Source organism: Dryocola clanedunensis (assembly GCF_038405435.1).
Taxonomy (GTDB): Bacteria; Pseudomonadota; Gammaproteobacteria; order Enterobacterales; family Enterobacteriaceae; genus Dryocola; species Dryocola clanedunensis_A.
The window spans coordinates 243,248-259,045 of the sequence record NZ_JBBYHZ010000006.1 but is presented as its reverse complement, the minus strand read 5'-3'; the positions used below and the strand labels follow the sequence as shown (position 1 = coordinate 259,045).

The 15,798-nt window shown below is 55.0% G+C and carries 20 protein-coding genes; 5 read left to right on the top strand and 15 right to left on the bottom strand.

The window, feature by feature from the left end; all coding sequences use genetic code 11:
* The 9 genes from AAE045_RS15490 to fkpA form a co-directional block, all read right to left on the bottom strand.
* Positions 1–164 (bottom strand): GTP-binding protein (locus AAE045_RS15490; RefSeq protein WP_023158627.1); only part of this gene is annotated, 164 nt, incomplete at its 3' end.
* 71 nt (positions 165–235) lie between these two features.
* Positions 236–2,350: an elongation factor G gene (gene fusA / locus AAE045_RS15485; protein ID WP_455548492.1), complete on the bottom strand. Its 2,115-nt coding sequence runs from the start codon at positions 2,348–2,350 to the stop codon at positions 236–238.
* Positions 2,351–2,443: 93 nt separating this feature from the next.
* On the bottom strand, positions 2,444–2,914 hold the full coding sequence (rpsG, locus tag AAE045_RS15480) for a 30S ribosomal protein S7 (protein WP_017803037.1): 471 nt from the start codon (positions 2,912–2,914) through the stop codon (positions 2,444–2,446).
* A 94-nt stretch (positions 2,915–3,008) separates the two neighbouring features.
* Positions 3,009–3,383, bottom strand: a complete 375-nt coding sequence (rpsL, locus tag AAE045_RS15475; RefSeq protein WP_003023654.1) for a 30S ribosomal protein S12 — start codon at positions 3,381–3,383, stop codon at positions 3,009–3,011.
* 125 nt (positions 3,384–3,508) lie between these two features.
* Positions 3,509–3,796, bottom strand: coding sequence for a sulfurtransferase complex subunit TusB (tusB, locus tag AAE045_RS15470; protein ID WP_455548491.1), 288 nt, complete (start codon positions 3,794–3,796; stop codon positions 3,509–3,511).
* A 6-nt stretch (positions 3,797–3,802) separates the two neighbouring features.
* Positions 3,803–4,162: a sulfurtransferase complex subunit TusC gene (gene tusC, locus AAE045_RS15465; RefSeq protein ID WP_455548490.1), complete on the bottom strand. Its 360-nt coding sequence runs from the start codon at positions 4,160–4,162 to the stop codon at positions 3,803–3,805.
* Positions 4,162–4,548: a sulfurtransferase complex subunit TusD gene (tusD, locus tag AAE045_RS15460; protein WP_455548489.1), complete on the bottom strand. Its 387-nt coding sequence runs from the start codon at positions 4,546–4,548 to the stop codon at positions 4,162–4,164. The genes tusC and tusD overlap by 1 nt, the downstream gene beginning before the upstream one ends.
* Positions 4,548–5,270, bottom strand: coding sequence for a helix-turn-helix transcriptional regulator (locus AAE045_RS15455; protein WP_455548488.1), 723 nt, complete (start codon positions 5,268–5,270; stop codon positions 4,548–4,550). Before AAE045_RS15455 ends, tusD begins: the two co-directional genes overlap by 1 nt.
* A gap of 183 nt (positions 5,271–5,453) precedes the next feature.
* Positions 5,454–6,305: an FKBP-type peptidyl-prolyl cis-trans isomerase gene (gene fkpA, locus AAE045_RS15450; protein ID WP_455548487.1), complete on the bottom strand. Its 852-nt coding sequence runs from the start codon at positions 6,303–6,305 to the stop codon at positions 5,454–5,456.
* A gap of 227 nt (positions 6,306–6,532) precedes the next feature.
* On the opposite strand from fkpA, the gene AAE045_RS15445 reads away from it, so the two are divergent.
* A complete protein-coding gene (locus AAE045_RS15445; protein ID WP_455548486.1) occupies positions 6,533–6,751 on the top strand; it encodes a protein SlyX in 219 nt (72 codons plus the stop codon).
* Between the two features lie 56 nt (positions 6,752–6,807).
* On the opposite strand, the gene slyD is transcribed toward AAE045_RS15445, so the two are convergent.
* The 4 genes from slyD to kefG form a co-directional block, all read right to left on the bottom strand.
* Complete coding sequence (slyD, locus tag AAE045_RS15440) at positions 6,808–7,386, bottom strand: peptidylprolyl isomerase (RefSeq protein ID WP_455548485.1); 579 nt, start codon at positions 7,384–7,386, stop codon at positions 6,808–6,810.
* Positions 7,387–7,480: 94 nt separating this feature from the next.
* Positions 7,481–7,681, bottom strand: a complete 201-nt coding sequence (locus tag AAE045_RS15435; protein ID WP_455426635.1) for a YheV family putative zinc ribbon protein — start codon at positions 7,679–7,681, stop codon at positions 7,481–7,483.
* A 12-nt stretch (positions 7,682–7,693) separates the two neighbouring features.
* A complete protein-coding gene (gene kefB / locus AAE045_RS15430) occupies positions 7,694–9,499 on the bottom strand; it encodes a glutathione-regulated potassium-efflux system protein KefB (protein WP_455548484.1) in 1,806 nt (601 codons plus the stop codon).
* A complete protein-coding gene (kefG, locus tag AAE045_RS15425; protein WP_455548498.1) occupies positions 9,499–10,050 on the bottom strand; it encodes a glutathione-regulated potassium-efflux system ancillary protein KefG in 552 nt (183 codons plus the stop codon). Before kefG ends, kefB begins: the two co-directional genes overlap by 1 nt.
* A gap of 123 nt (positions 10,051–10,173) precedes the next feature.
* On the opposite strand from kefG, the gene AAE045_RS15420 reads away from it, so the two are divergent.
* Positions 10,174–12,078, top strand: a complete 1,905-nt coding sequence (locus tag AAE045_RS15420) for an ABC transporter ATP-binding protein (RefSeq protein ID WP_455548483.1) — start codon at positions 10,174–10,176, stop codon at positions 12,076–12,078.
* A 75-nt stretch (positions 12,079–12,153) separates the two neighbouring features.
* Here AAE045_RS15420 and AAE045_RS15415 read toward each other — a convergent pair whose 3' ends face one another.
* Complete coding sequence (locus AAE045_RS15415; RefSeq protein WP_455426632.1) at positions 12,154–12,753, bottom strand: LysE family translocator; 600 nt, start codon at positions 12,751–12,753, stop codon at positions 12,154–12,156.
* Between the two features lie 61 nt (positions 12,754–12,814).
* Here AAE045_RS15415 and AAE045_RS15410 point away from each other — a divergent pair, with 61 nt between their 5' ends.
* The 3 genes from AAE045_RS15410 (at position 12,815) to AAE045_RS15400 (ending at position 15,077) form a co-directional block, all read left to right on the top strand.
* On the top strand, positions 12,815–13,831 hold the full coding sequence (locus AAE045_RS15410) for a hydrolase (RefSeq protein WP_455548482.1): 1,017 nt from the start codon (positions 12,815–12,817) through the stop codon (positions 13,829–13,831).
* 1 nt (position 13,832) lies between these two features.
* Positions 13,833–14,051 (top strand): YheU family protein, encoded by a 219-nt coding sequence (locus AAE045_RS15405; protein WP_455548481.1) that lies wholly within the window; start codon positions 13,833–13,835, stop codon positions 14,049–14,051.
* Positions 14,052–14,207: 156 nt separating this feature from the next.
* Positions 14,208–15,077: a phosphoribulokinase gene (locus AAE045_RS15400; RefSeq protein WP_455548480.1), complete on the top strand. Its 870-nt coding sequence runs from the start codon at positions 14,208–14,210 to the stop codon at positions 15,075–15,077.
* A 26-nt stretch (positions 15,078–15,103) separates the two neighbouring features.
* Here AAE045_RS15400 and AAE045_RS15395 read toward each other — a convergent pair whose 3' ends face one another.
* A complete protein-coding gene (locus AAE045_RS15395) occupies positions 15,104–15,508 on the bottom strand; it encodes an OsmC family protein (RefSeq protein ID WP_455548479.1) in 405 nt (134 codons plus the stop codon).
* Positions 15,509–15,798: the final 290 nt, after the last annotated feature.

Genomic DNA, 15,798 nt, shown 5'->3' with positions numbered 1-15,798 from the left:
TCTGGTGCGTTATCGATCTGGTCGAATGCACGAGCAGAACCACCGTAGGTTTTAGCCAGAACGGTAGTGATTGCAGCAGTCAGAGTAGTTTTACCATGGTCAACGTGGCCGATTGTGCCGACGTTGACGTGCGGTTTTGTACGTTCAAATTTTTCTTTAGACACGGCTATATTCCTTACTGTTGTGCTCTCCCCTTCAGGAGAGAGCACGGGATCATTGTTTTAAAAACCTGGGCTTATTTACCACGGGCTTCGATTACGGCCTGAGCAACGTTGTTAGGCGCGTCATCATACTTCAGGAATTCCATGGAGTAAGATGCACGACCTTTGGTCAGAGAACGCAGCTGAGTTGCGTACCCGAACATTTCTGACAACGGAACTTCAGCATGAATCTGAACGCCAGTAGCGTTAGATTCCTGACCTTTCAGCTGACCACGACGACGGCTAAGGTCACCGATAACGTCACCGGTGTTCTCTTCCGGAGTCTCTACTTCAACCTTCATGATAGGCTCAAGCAGAACTGGTTTCGCTTTCTTAAAGCCATCTTTGAAGGCGATAGAAGCGGCCAGTTTAAACGCCAGTTCAGAGGAGTCAACGTCGTGGTAAGAACCGAAGTGCAGACGCACGCCGAGATCTACTACCGGGTAACCAGCCAGTGGGCCAGACTTCAGCTGCTCCTGGATACCTTTATCAACGGCAGGGATGTATTCGCCAGGAATCACACCACCTTTAATGTCGTTGATGAACTCGTAACCTTTCGGATTTGAGCCCGGCTCCAGTGGGTACATGTCGATCACAACGTGACCATACTGACCGCGACCACCAGACTGCTTAGCGTGTTTACCTTCAATATCGGTAACTTTCGCGCGAATCGCTTCACGGTAAGCAACCTGAGGTTTACCGACGTTCGCTTCAACGTTGAATTCACGCTTCATGCGGTCAACGATGATGTCGAGGTGCAGTTCACCCATACCAGCGATGATAGTCTGGTTAGATTCTTCATCAGTCCATACGCGGAATGATGGATCTTCTTTCGCCAGACGACCCAGAGCCAGACCCATTTTTTCCTGGTCAGCTTTGGTTTTTGGTTCTACTGCGATAGAGATTACCGGCTCCGGGAATTCCATACGTTCCAGAATGATCACGTTGTCTGGGTCACAGATGGTGTCACCAGTCGTCACGTCTTTCAGACCGATTGCAGCAGCGATATCGCCCGCGCGAACTTCTTTGATCTCTTCACGTTTGTTAGCGTGCATCTGTACGATACGGCCAAAACGCTCACGAGCAGATTTCACTGGGTTATATACGGTATCACCGGAGTTAACCACGCCAGAGTACACGCGGAAGAACGTCAGGTTACCCACGAACGGGTCGGTAGCGATTTTGAATGCCAGTGCAGCAAACGGCTCATCATCACTAGCGTGACGTTCGGAAGGGGTGTCCTTACCGTCGTCCAGCATACCGTTGATAGCCGGTACGTCTGTAGGTGCTGGCAGGTAATCAATTACCGCATCCAGCATTGCCTGTACGCCTTTGTTCTTAAACGCAGAACCACAGGTCACGAGAATGATCTCGTTGTTCAGAACGCGCTGACGAAGAGCAGTCTTGATTTCTTCCTCGGTCAGCTCTTCGCCGCCCAGGTATTTTTCCATCAGCTCTTCAGATGCTTCAGCTGCGGACTCGATCAGATTCTGGTGCCATTCTTCAGCCAGATCGACCATGTCAGCCGGGATATCTTCGTATTCGAAGGTCACGCCAGCATCAGCTTCGTTCCAGTTGATAGCTTTCATTTTCACCAGGTCAACAACACCGGTGAAGCCTTCTTCGGCACCAATCGCCAGCTGAAGCGGAACAGGGTTCGCGCCCAGACGGGATTTAATCTGGCCTACAACTTTCAGGAAGTTAGCACCCATGCGGTCCATTTTGTTAACGAACGCGATGCGTGGAACTTTGTATTTGTTAGCCTGACGCCATACGGTCTCAGACTGTGGCTGAACACCACCAACTGCGCAGTAAACCATTACCGCACCGTCAAGCACACGCATGGAACGTTCAACTTCGATGGTGAAGTCAACGTGTCCTGGGGTGTCGATGATGTTTACGCGGTGTGGTTCATACTGCTTAGCCATACCAGACCAGAATGCAGTAGTCGCTGCGGATGTGATAGTGATACCACGCTCCTGCTCCTGCTCCATCCAGTCCATGGTTGCTGCGCCGTCATGAACTTCACCGATTTTGTGGTTTACACCGGTGTAGAACAGAATACGTTCGGTAGTAGTGGTTTTACCGGCGTCGATGTGTGCACTGATACCAATGTTACGGTAGCGTGCAATGGGTGTTGTACGAGCCATTTGATTCCTCTATATCCTGGGACGTTCAGTTAAGTAACCCAAAGCGGGCAGCTTGTATGAAGCGCCCGCCTGGTGACTAATACTCCGAAGGGATTACCAACGGTAGTGTGCGAACGCCTTGTTGGCTTCTGCCATACGGTGAACGTCTTCACGTTTCTTAACTGCAGTACCTTTGTTTTCTGCAGCATCAGAAAGTTCGTTCGCCAGGCGCAGAGCCATGGATTTATCACCGCGTTTACGAGCAGCTTCTACGATCCAACGCATTGCCAGGGCATTACGACGAACCGGACGGACTTCTACTGGAACCTGATAAGTAGAACCACCTACGCGGCGGGACTTAACTTCGACAGTCGGACGAACGTTGTCCAGAGCGACTTCGAAAGCTTCCAGCTCGTTTTTACCAGAACGCTGAGCCAGGGTCTCCAGCGCGGTATAGACGATTGCTTCTGCAGTAGATTTCTTACCATCTACCATCAGAATGTTTACAAATTTGGCCAGCAGTTCTGATCCGAACTTAGGATCCGGCAGAATTTTACGCTGACCTATGACGCGACGACGTGGCATGGGAATACTCCGTTGTTAATTCAGGATTGTCCAAAACTCAAAGAGTTAAGTTTGACATTATATAAAACGTTTGGCCTTACTTAACGGAGAACCATTAAGCCTTAGGACGCTTCACGCCGTACTTAGAACGAGATTGCTTACGGTCTTTAACGCCGGAGCAGTCAAGTGCACCACGAACGGTGTGGTAACGAACACCTGGCAAGTCTTTTACACGACCACCACGGATCAGGATCACGGAGTGCTCCTGCAGGTTGTGACCTTCACCGCCGATGTAGGAGGTAACTTCAAAACCGTTAGTCAGACGAACACGGCAAACTTTACGCAGTGCGGAGTTCGGTTTTTTAGGAGTGGTAGTATATACACGAGTACATACGCCACGTTTTTGCGGGCAGGCTTCCAGCGCAGGCACGTTGCTTTTTGCAACTTTGCGTGCGCGTGGTTTGCGAACCAGCTGGTTAACTGTTGCCATTAAATAGCTCCTGGTTTTAGCTTTAGCTTCGTAAACACGTAATAAAAACGACCTCATATAATATGAGGACGCAGAATTTTAGGGCTGAGCCGAAAAGGTGTCAAGAAATATACAGCGATCCTGGTCTACCAGGTGATCTGCCGTTCGTGTTTAACCGTCAATCTGACGAAGTCATTATAGCTTACCGCGTCGATTTTGGTTGAAATTTGAGCAGCCAGGCCGCGGGCTTCGAGATCTTCATGCAGCGCGTAAAGTGATATGGGGGCGGCGAGCAGCAATTCAAGCTGGCGGCTGCCTTGAACGGCCGCCGTCACGCCATCCTGAATGAGCAGAAGCTCGTCTCCTGTACTGAGACAGCGCAGCAGCATGTTGATATCAATCGCAAAAGGTGAGCGGGACAGAATATGCAGCATGGGGCCTCAGAAAGTTAATACTACGTCGAACTGATGCAGTTTTTCCCGCAGCGCATCCGCCGCGAGAGCCTCAACGTCAACCACCCACGCACTGTTTTCGGCCAATCCGCGCTCACGGGCGGACTCTGCACACAGAAAACATTGCTCAATATCGTAAAGTGGCAACACCCGAAAAGTCGCGATGTAATCGCGTGAAAGAATTTTGCCAGGCTGCTGGTCAGGTAAAATCTGAAAAACGCCGTCGCCGATAAAAAACACGCCGATATCTTCCGACAGTGCCGAGGTGGCAAGCAGGGCATCCAACCCTTCCCGCCCTGCGGAACTGCCGTGCGGCGCCGAGATAAATACAAAGGCCACGCGTTTCATCAGAACTGCACCATTCTGTCACAGGTCAGGGATGCTTCAGCCAGCGCACCCAGACCGCTGAGGATAAAACCGGGCTGCAGGTTGCTTGCGCTCAGCCCGTTTTGTTTTGCTTCCGTCTCATCAACAACGCCACGACGCAAGGCAGCAGCGACGCAGATGTGCAGCGCAACGCCATGCTGCTCATGAAGTGTTTGCCAGGCACGGACAATGTCTGCCTCATCACTGGCAGGAGTGGTGAGCTGATTAGCGTTCAGCACGCCTTCGCGATAGAAGAACACGCTGCTGAGCGTATGGCCTCCACTGATAACGGCCCGAGCAAACTGCAGCGCACCGCTGGCCTGCTGCGTTCCGTAAGCCGGGCCGGTGACCATAATTGCAAAACGCATTACCTTTCCTGCCCCAGGAAATCCCCGTTTTTAAACTGGCGGATATAAAGATAGACGGTGTGCTTGGAGATGTTCAGACGGTCGGCCACCTGGTTGATAGCGTCTTTGATATCAAAGATCCCTTTCTCATAAAGGTTAAGCACTATCTGACGATTCTTGGCGTTATTGGAGACGTTGCGGTCGGCATTCACCTCTTCAATGGTGAACTCCAGCGTCTGGGTGACCAGATCTTCAACCGAGGATGCAAAGTTTACCGAAGAAGGCACTTCCTGCGTTTCAGGTGGCACAAACGTCGCCATAATTTGTGAGAACGGTACATCCAGGTTGATATTGATACACAGCAGGCCGATGACGCGCTCGTCACGGTTACGGATGGCAATAGTCTCAGACTTCATCAGCACGCCGCTCTTGGCCCGCGTGAAGTAGCATTTAGAGATGCTGCTGTCGGCGCCGGTCATGTCGTGGAGCATCCGCAAAGCAAGGTCGGTAATCGGCGAGCCAATTTTTCGCCCGGTGTGCTCACCGTTCGCAATACGAATAGCTGAACACTTTAAATCCTGGAGAGAATGCAGCACGATTTCGCAATGGGAACCAATCAGCATCGCCAGCCCGTCGACCACCGCCTCATAGGATTTTAAGATTTCGAAGTCGGTTGGTTCAAAAGGACGCTGGTCCAGCAGGTCAAGCTCGCTGGTTTCGTTGGTCAAAAGCGAATTGGACATTAAAAGATACCACCCTCTAAAGAGAGCCTGTCGCGCTTTATTGGTGTCAGGGCAGACTCATACTCAGTTGCAATGCTGGCTGTTAAGGTAATACAGCGAGAGACCCGCTTTCCAGTCTTTATTATTATATGCCGCGACAAATAAAAAACCGCCGCCCCTGAGGGCGGCGGCTTTTGGCTGAGATTACTTGCTTTTCGCAGCGTCGTCAGCTTTAGCATCCGGCGCGGCTTCTGCTGCCTGCGCGTCTGCTTTAGGGTCTGCCTTCGGTGCCGGTTTGATATCCAGCAGCTCTACTTCGAAGACCAGAGTAGAGTTAGCAGGGATCCCCGGAACGCCGGTTTTGCCGTAAGCCAGCTCTGGTGGGATAACCATCTTGATCTTGCCGCCTTTCTTGATGTTTTTCAGGCCTTCGGTCCAGCCTGGGATAACACCGTCAAGACGGAAGGAAAGAGGCTCGCCGCGAGTATAAGAGTTATCGAACTCTTTACCGTCGATCAGCGTACCTTTGTAGTTAACCACTACGGTATCGCTGTCTTTTGGCGCTTCACCAGAACCTGCTTTCTCTACCTGATACATCAGGCCGGTAGAAGAAGTTTTAACACCCTTCTCTTTAGCGAAAGCATCACGGAAGGTTTTGCCTTTGTCAGCATTCTCTTTCGCGTCTTTTTCCATCTTCGCCTGGGCGGAGGTCTTCACGCGGGCTTCGAATGTCTGCAGGGTTTGCTCAATTTCCTGGTCAGACAGTTTGCTCTTGTCTGCAAACGCGTCCTGAACGCCGGCAATCAGCTGAGTTTTATCCAGCTTGATGCCCAGCTTCTCTTGTTCTTTCAGAGAGTTTTCCATGTAACGGCCCAGCGAAGCACCCAGCGCATAGGCTGATTTCTGGTCGTCATTTTTGAATGACGCGTTGCTTGCAGGGGCAGCGGCGGCATCTTTGGCAGGGGCTGCCGCGGTAGCTGGAGCAGCGAACGCCGGTGCGCTCAGGGCAACAGCCATTGTGGTCGCCAGTAACGTTACTTTAAAAAGTGATTTCATCCATTTCTCCAGGGCCGGGGCCTCTAACCCCAAGGTTATTTTAAATAAGAGACGTACTATAACGTCGCCAGAGAAAACTACACAATCTCCGTGCTCGTTATCGAGTCAAATTCAGACTCTTTTTGTATGCAGAAGTTTCGTCTGGGGGCAAATGGCGCTGTCACCGGCGCTGTTTTTCAGTAAAATCCCTGGAAATTGTCCATCCGCAGGCCAGCAAGAGGTGAGCCATGCAACAAAAATCGACCGAACAACGACTGGAAGAGCTTGAGAGTCGTCTCGCATTTCAGGAGATAACTATCGAAGAGTTAAACCAGACAGTCACGGCGCACGAGCTGGAGATGGTCAGGCTGCGCGAGCATTTTCGCCTGCTGGTCGACAAGCTCAAGGCCAGCCAGCCGTCGATGATTGCCTCCCAGGCTGAAGAGACTCCCCCGCCGCATTATTAACTGCCGGAAAAGAAAAAGGCGCGTCATCCGACACGCCTTTTTTTATCGCTTTACGCTTAGTGACAGCCGCAGCCGCCATTGCCGCCGCAACCGCCTTTACCGTGGTCATGGTCGTGGCCGTGACCACCACAGCAACCACCTTCGTGGTCGTGATCGTGGTGATGATCGTGCTCGCCGTGAACGTGGCCGTGCGCCAGCTCTTCAGCCGTTGCTTCACGAATCGCGATAACTTCAACGTTGAAGTTCAGGTTCTGGCCAGCCAGCATGTGGTTACCATCAACAACAACGTGGTCGTCTTCAACTTCGGTGATTTCAACCGGGACTGGACCCTGGTCGGTTTCAGCCATGAAGCGCATGCCAACCTGCAGTTCGTCAACGCCCATGAACACGTCTTTAGGAACGCGCTGCACCAGGTTGTCATCGTACTGACCGTAAGCGTCGTTTGCACCGACGGAGACGTCAAACTTGTCGCCAACAACGTGGCCGTCAAGGGCGGTTTCCAGCCCTGAAATCAGGGAGCCGTGACCATGCAGATAGTCCAGCGGCGCACTCACCGGAGACTCATCAACCAACACACCGTCTTCTGTACGTACCTGATAGGCCAGGCTGACCACCAGGTCTTTTGCTACTTTCATGATATCTCCTGAGCGTGGGAAAAAAACTGGCGACGATTGTAGCGGAAATCGACGCCGCTGTACCCTTAAGCTTAAAAAAACTCGGGGGATCGCGCTAGTCCGGATGGAAAATGCCGATCACCTGCTCTTGCTCGCGCACGTGTTCGCGGGCCTGCTTATCGGCTTCGCGCATCTGGTGACCGCACTTAACACATTCAACGATATCAATATTATTCTCGCGCCACATCGCAAGAGAATCCTGCGCCTGGCACTGGGGGCAGACGGCCCCGGCAATAAAACGTTTACGCACTGACATTGGCTTCACCTTTTATTCAAACTCGTCCCAGCCATCAAGCTGGCGGCGCTCCTGTTGCATCTCACGCTCGAAAATCTCTTCCAGCTCCCGACGGGCTTCCTTCACCCTGGAGATCTGCACCGTATCCGTATGAATGGGCATCAGTTCTCGCAGCATACGCATATCCAGGCGGCGGAAGTGTAGCTGGGCGCGATGAGCCTGATGGGGATGCATTCCCAGGGTCATCAGGGCCTTACGGCCAAGCTCCAGCGCGCTGGAGAATGTCTCACGGGAGAACTGCTTCACACCGGCCTGCAACAATTCGTGTGCTTCCACACGCCCTCTGGCTCGCGCCAGAATTGCCAGATGCGGAAAGTGTTGCTGACACAGATGGACAATTTTCATCGTGTCTTCCGGCTCGTTGCAGGTAATCACGATGGATTTTGCCGCTTCGGCCCCTGCCGAACGCAGAAGTTCCACCTCGGTCGCGTCGCCGTAATAAACCTTATAGCCATACTTGCGCATCAGGCTGACCGAGCTGATATCCCGCTCCAGCACCGTGATACGCATTTTATTCGCCATCAGCAGACGCCCTATTACCTGCCCGAAACGCCCGAAGCCGACGATAATCACCTGCGGCTGGTCGTCTTCAACATACGGCTTCTCATCGCTCTCTTCGACCGTGTTAAAACGCCGGGCGAGGATGGCATCTACCCCCTTCATTAATAACGGCGTGGTCATCATTGAAAGCGTGACGGTCACCAGCAGGAGCGGCATCTGGTCGTCCTGGAAAAGCTTCTGGGACGAGGCCGTAGAGAACAGCACAAACGCAAACTCCCCGCTCTGGCTCAGCACGCCCGAAAACTGTAGCCGCTCGGAGCTGCGCAGCCCGTAAACGCAGGAGATACCGTAAAGCACGGCAAACTTCAGCGCGACCAGCGCAACGACGCCGCAGATAACCAGCAGCAGATGGGTATAGAGCACGCCAAGGTTTAGCGCCATCCCCACGGAGATAAAGAACAGCCCGAGCAATAATCCTTTGAACGGATCGATCGCGATTTCCAGTTCGTGCCGGTATTCGCTTTCCGCCAGCAGCACGCCCGCAATAAACGTTCCCAGCGCCATCGACAGCCCCAGCGCGTCCATAAACAGCGCCGAACCGAGCACCAGCAGCAGCGCGGCGGCAGTAAACACCTCACGCACGCCGGACCCGGCGATAAAGCGGAACAAAGGCCGCAGCAGATAGCGTCCGCCAATCAACATGCCCGCAAAGGCCAGCACCTTAAAGCCGACCTTAATCCAGTCGGTGTGCCCGTCGTCGTTGCCCGCCAGCAGCGGCACCAGCGCCAGCGCCGGGATCACGGCCAGGTCCTGGAACAGCAGCACGGAAAACCCAAGCTGCCCCGCTTCGTTGCGGTTCATCCCCTTGTCGCGCATCAGCTGTAAAGCCATCGCGGTCGAGGACATGGCAAGGCCAATGCCGCCAATCACCGCCGCCTGCCACGAAAACTTCGTCAGCATCAGCAGCCCGGCAAGCACCGCGGCGCTCAGCAATACCTGAGCCGCACCCACGCCAAATATCGACCGCCGCAGCTCCCAGAGTTTCGACGGATTCAGCTCCAGCCCGATGATAAACATCAGGAACACCACGCCCAGCTCGGAGAAGTGGAGGATCTCGTCCACGTCACTGATAAAGCCCAGCCCCCAGGGTCCGATGGCAATACCCGCCAGCAGATAGCCAAGCACGGCGCCGATGCCCAGACGGGCAGCAATCGGCACGGCAACCACCGCGGCAAACAGGAACAGCACGCCCGCCAGCAGTAAATCAGAACCTTCCATCAGCGGCCTCCCGGCAACAGCGGTGCGGCCAGCCAGTCGCCATAGGCCCTGGCATGGCTTGCCAGCTCCTGGGATGTCTGACGGCGCGCCCAGTAAACAATCATCGGGTTGAGCCAGTGCATCCGGCACATCGCGGCGGTCAGCTCAAAGGGCCGTAAAATATCGGTCAGCGGGAAACGGTTAAAGCCATCGTGACGGTAGGCACCCTCCGGTTCGCCGGTGGTTATCACGCTGCGCCAGTACTTTCCCGCCAGCGCGTTCCCCCCCACGCCGCTGGCAAAGCCACGGCTCAACACGCGGTCCAGCCACTCTTTGAGCAAGGCCGGGCAGCTGTAGGTATAAAGCGGGTGTTGGAAGACGATGACATCGTGCTCCTGCAGCAGGGCCTGCTCGTGGTAGATATCAATAAAAAAGTCAGGATAGTGCGCATAAAGGTCATGCACGGTGACATTTGCAAGCTGCTGAGCCGGCTGAAGCAAAACCCGGTTAGCGACCGAGTCCTGTGATTCCGGATGGGCATACAGCAGCAAAACTTTCGGCGGCTGCGACATCATTACCCTCCAGGGCGTCGTCATAGTGATTATTTTGGGCTACCATGCAGCCCGACGTGATGCCCGGCACCACGTTACCCAAATATAATGACAATTTAACATACTCTGAACATACGGCGCTTTATGATTGTTTTCTCCTCGTTACAAATTCGTCGCGGCACCCGCGTGCTGCTGGACAACGCGACCGCCACCATTAACCCAGGCCAGAAAGTCGGTCTTGTGGGTAAAAACGGCTGCGGTAAATCCACGCTGCTGGCGCTTTTAAAGAACGAGATAAGCGCCGATGGTGGCAGCATGACCTTCCCGTCCAACTGGGCGCTGGCCTGGGTGAATCAGGAAACCCCGGCGCTGGATATGCCAGCCATTGAGTACGTGATTGACGGCGATCGTGAGTTCCGCCAGCTGGAAGCTGAGCTGGCGCAGGCAAACGTTCGCAACGACGGCCACGCCATCGCGCTGGTTCACGGCAAGCTTGATGCGGTCGATGCGTGGACCATCCGCTCCCGCGCCTCGAGCCTGCTGCACGGCCTGGGCTTCAGCAACGAACAGCTCGAACGCCCGGTGAGCGACTTCTCCGGCGGCTGGCGCATGCGTCTGAACCTTGCCCAGGCGCTGATCTGCCGCTCCGACCTGCTGCTGCTCGATGAACCAACCAACCACCTGGATCTGGACGCGGTTATCTGGCTGGAAAGGTGGCTGAAGAGCTATTCAGGCACGCTGATCCTGATTTCCCACGACCGCGACTTCCTTGACCCGGTCGTCGGCAAAATCATTCATATCGAACAGCAGAGCATGTTCGAATATACCGGCAACTACTCGTCGTTTGAGGGCCAGCGCGCAACGCGTCTTGCCCAGCAGCAGTCGACGTATGAAAGCCAGCAGGAGCGCGTGGCGCATCTGCAAAGTTTTATCGACCGCTTCAAGGCTAAAGCCTCGAAGGCGAAGCAGGCCCAGAGCCGCGTGAAGATGCTCGAACGCATGGAGCTGATTGCCCCTGCGCACGTGGACAACCCGTTCCACTTCAGCTTCCGCGCCCCGGAAAGCCTGCCGAATCCGCTGCTGCGGATGGAAAAAGTCAGCGCCGGTTACGGCGACCGCGTCATTCTGAACTCCATCAAACTCAATCTGGTGCCGGGTTCGCGCATTGGTCTTTTGGGCCGCAACGGCGCGGGCAAATCAACGCTGATCAAGCTGCTGGCGGGCGAACTGGCCCCGCTGCAGGGCGACATTGGTCTGGCCAAGGGCATTAAGCTCGGCTACTTCGCCCAGCATCAGCTTGAATACCTGCGCGCGGACGAATCACCTATTCAGCATCTGGCGCGCATCGCACCGAAAGTGCTGGAACAGCAGCTGCGGGACTACCTGGGCGGCTTCGGTTTCCAGGGCGATAAGGTCACCGAACGCACCGAGCGCTTCTCCGGCGGCGAAAAAGCCCGCCTGGTGCTGGCGCTGGTCGTCTGGCAGCGCCCTAACCTGCTGCTGCTCGATGAACCAACTAACCACCTCGATCTCGACATGCGCCAGGCGTTAACCGAAGCGCTGATCGACTTCGAAGGCGCGCTGGTTGTCGTTTCGCACGACCGTCACCTGCTGCGCTCAACTACCGATGACCTGTATCTGGTACACGACGGCAAAGTGGAAGCCTTCGATGGCGATCTGGAAGATTACCAGCAGTGGCTGAGCGACCTGCAAAAGCAGGATAACCAGCCGGACGATGCCGCTAAAGACAACGCCAACAGCGCCCAGAACCGCAAAGACCAGAAGCGCCGCGAAGCAGAGTTAAGGACCCAGACCCAGCCGCTGCGTAAGCAGATCGCCACGCTTGAAAAGCAGATGGAAAAGCTCAACAAGCAGCTTGCGGAAGTCGAAGAGAAGCTGGCCGACAGCGCGATCTACGAGCAGAGCCGCAAAGCGGAAATGACCGAATGCCTGCAAACGCAGGTAAAGGTGAAATCGGCGCTTGAAGAGTGCGAAATGGAATGGCTGGACGCCCACGAGCAGCTAGAGCAGATGATGCAGGCTGAATAAGAATTTTAGGTCGGATAAGCGTAGCGTCATCCGAGGGTAAATGGCGGGAGCGCTTCGCTTTCCCGCCTTACAGGGTCACCGCCAGATAAGCAGCACGCAGGCCGCGGTCAGCAGTCCCATAAAGATATTGAAGATGGCCCACGCCCGGCGGCTGCGCAGCAGTTTGCCAATCAGGCTGCCGAAGGCAATCCAGATAACCCCGGCCACAATATTAACCAGCGCAATGCCAATGCTGATTAACACCACTGAATGCAGATACTGGGAACCGGCGAGGCTGAAGCTGGCAACCGCGCCCAGCGCCATCAGCCAGGCTTTTGGGTTGATGACCTGCAGCAAACCGCCCTGCCAGAAAGGGATGGGGGCAGGCGGCGGGGCATCGGTTTCCAGCCGCTCGTAGGTGGCCGTGCCGATTTTCCATGCCAGCCACAAAAGATAAATACTGCCGGCAATCTTCAGGATAAGGTGCAGCGCCGGGTAAAGCAGAATCAGGCTGCCCACGCCGCAGGCCACCAGCAGCAAAATGCACTGCATGCCAAGCATGATGCCGATCATCAGCGGTAAGCTGCGAACAAATCCGTAGTTGGCCCCGGACGAGGTAAGTAACGTATTATTGGGACCCGGGGTGATCGCTGCGACCCAGAGAAAGCCCAGCATTGATAAGAAAAGCGTTTCCATGACGTGGGTGCTCCACACCCAAAAGTAATAATTAGCAACTGAATGAAACTAACAGTGTGATATGGATCAGACAAGCCCCGCAGAAATGAATTTTAATCATGATGATGGTCAGGAATTCCGCCCGATGCGCGGTATGACCAACCCTCACCTGCAAACCATGCTGCCGCGTGTGATCCGCCGTCGCGTCAAATTTAAGCCCCACTGGCAGCGCCTGGATATGCCGGACGGGGATTTCGTCGATCTTGCCTGGAGCGAAGACCCGCGTGAGGCGATGCATAAGCCGCGTCTGGTGGTGTTTCATGGCCTCGAAGGAAGCCTGCACAGCCCCTACGCTCACGGGCTGATTGAAGCGGCGCAAAAGCGCGGCTGGCTGGGCGTCGTCATGCACTTCCGCGGCTGTAGCGGCGTGCCGAACCGCATGGGGCGAATCTACCATTCCGGAGAAACCGAAGACGGCAGCTATTTCCTGAACTGGCTCACGCTGCGCTACGGGGCCGTTCCCACCGCGGCGGTAGGCTTCTCGCTGGGCGGCAACATGCTCGCCTGCCTGATGGCGAAACAGGGCGCAGACTGCACGCTGAAGGCTGGCGTCATCGTCTCTGCGCCGCTGATGCTGGAGCAGTGCTGCTACCATATGGAACAAGGCTTTTCGCGCTTTTATCAGCGCTACCTGCTCAACCTGTTAAAAAAGAACGCCGCCCGCAAACTGAGAAGCTATCCGGGCACGCTGCCGGTAGACCTGCGTCAGCTGAAAGGCGTGCGCCGCATCCGCGACTTTGACGACCTTATCACTTCAAAAATCCACGGCTTTGCGGATGCGCTGGATTACTACCGCCAGTGCAGCGCCATGCCGCTGCTGCCGGACATCGCCCAGCCAACGCTGATTATTCATGCCAAAGACGATCCGTTTATGGATCATCACGTTATTCCTGATAAAGCCACGTTACCGGCTAATATTGAATATCAGCTCACCACCCACGGCGGCCACGTTGGCTTCGTTGGTGGCACATTACGCAGGCCGGAGATGTGGCTCGAACAGCGCATTCCCGACTGGCTAACGCAGTATCTGGACAACTAATATGTTACTTCCCTGGCAGGATATAGATCCCGAGACGCTGGATAATCTCATCGAATCCTTTGTGTTACGCGAAGGGACAGATTATGGTGAACAGGAGCGCTCGCTGGCGGCGAAGGTCGCAGACGTGAAGCGCCAGCTGCAAAGCGGCGAGGCGGTGCTGGTCTGGTCTGAACTCCACGAGACGGTGAATATTATGCCGCGCGGCCAGTTCCGCGGCTGATTAAAACTAATCCCGACTCTGGCCGTTGTAAGGTGGATAAGCTCCAGCGCCATCCACCACTGCGTCTGGCTCTGATGACGTAAAGCTTACCCGCCCCTGCGAAAACGCTCCCATCGCTTAACCTTACAATGAATTCACCCATGGAGTTGTAGCCCTATGTCAGCCAAACATCCGGTTATCGCCGTCACCGGTTCCAGCGGTGCAGGAACAACGACCACCAGCCTTGCCTTCCGTAAAATCTTCCAGCAGCTGAACCTGCGTGCCGCAGAGGTTGAGGGCGACAGCTTCCATCGCTATACCCGCCCGGAAATGGACATGGCAATCCGCAAGGCTCGCGATTTGGGGCGGCATATCAGCTATTTTGGCCCGGAGGCCAACGACTTTGGCCTGCTGGAGCAGACGTTCGCCGAATATGGCCGCAGCGGCCAGGGCAAATCCCGCAAATACCTCCATACCTACGATGAAGCCGTGCCGTGGAACCAGATCCCTGGAACCTTCACGCCGTGGCAGCCGCTGCCGGAACCAACGGACGTCCTCTTTTATGAAGGGCTGCACGGCGGCGTAGTGACACCACAGCATGACGTAGCGAACTTCGTGGATTTGCTGGTGGGCGTAGTGCCGATTGTTAACCTGGAGTGGATTCAGAAGCTGGTGCGCGATACCAGCGAGCGCGGCCACTCCCGCGAAGCGGTAATGGATTCCGTCGTCCGCTCAATGGATGACTACATCAACTTTATTACGCCGCAGTTCTCGCGCACCCATATCAACTTCCAGCGCGTGCCGACGGTAGACACCTCGAATCCCTTTGCCGCACGCGGCATCCCCTCGCTGGACGAAAGCTTTGTTGTGATTCATTTCCGGGGCCTCGACGATATCGACTTCCCTTATCTGCTGGCCATGCTGCAGGGGTCATTTATTTCCCACATCAATACGTTGGTGGTGCCGGGCGGCAAAATGGGGCTGGCGATGGAGCTGATTATGACGCCGCTGGTGAAACGGCTGGCGGAAGGCAGGGAGATCGTTTAGGGCGGCAGGCACCGCCCTGACGGGCTTTATGCTTCAATCACTTCGTAGCTGTGCGTGATATTTGCCGCTTTTCCAAGCATCAGCGCAACGGAACAGTATTTTTCAGCAGACAGGTCAACGGCGCGCGAGACGGCGTTGTCCTTCAGGTCGTTGCCGGTCACGATAAAGTGCAGGTTGATGTGCGTGAACAGACGCGGCGCTTCTTCGCGGCGCTCGGAGGTCAGCTTCACCTCACAGTCGGTCACATCGTGGCGGCCCTTTTGCAAAATCGACACCACGTCAATGGCGCTACAGCCGCCTGCCGCCATCAGCAGCATCTCCATCGGGCTTGGGGCTTTATCGCCGGAGTTCCCGTCCATCAGGATCTGGTGGCCGGAAGCGGATTCGCCCAGGAAGGTTAACCCCTCAACCCATTTCACTCTTGCCTGCATGTTGCTTACTCCTGTTGAAGAAATTTCTTTCCAGAGTACGCGGATGCGGCAGATCTCGCAACGGAAGGCGACCTGCGTCATGCTGAAACGAGACAATAGGAGACACCTGCCTAAAGCTATGCTAAAACAATCCGGATGCAGCATTGTTACATTGATTCATTGACGTAGCGGATGTATGCAGAGGAGATCACAAATTACAGGCGGCAAGAGTGACTTGCAGGCCATTTCCCCCGAGTGGGAAGAATTCTAATGATTGCAACGCCAGACAGGGGTTCGCATCCTGTCTTTGG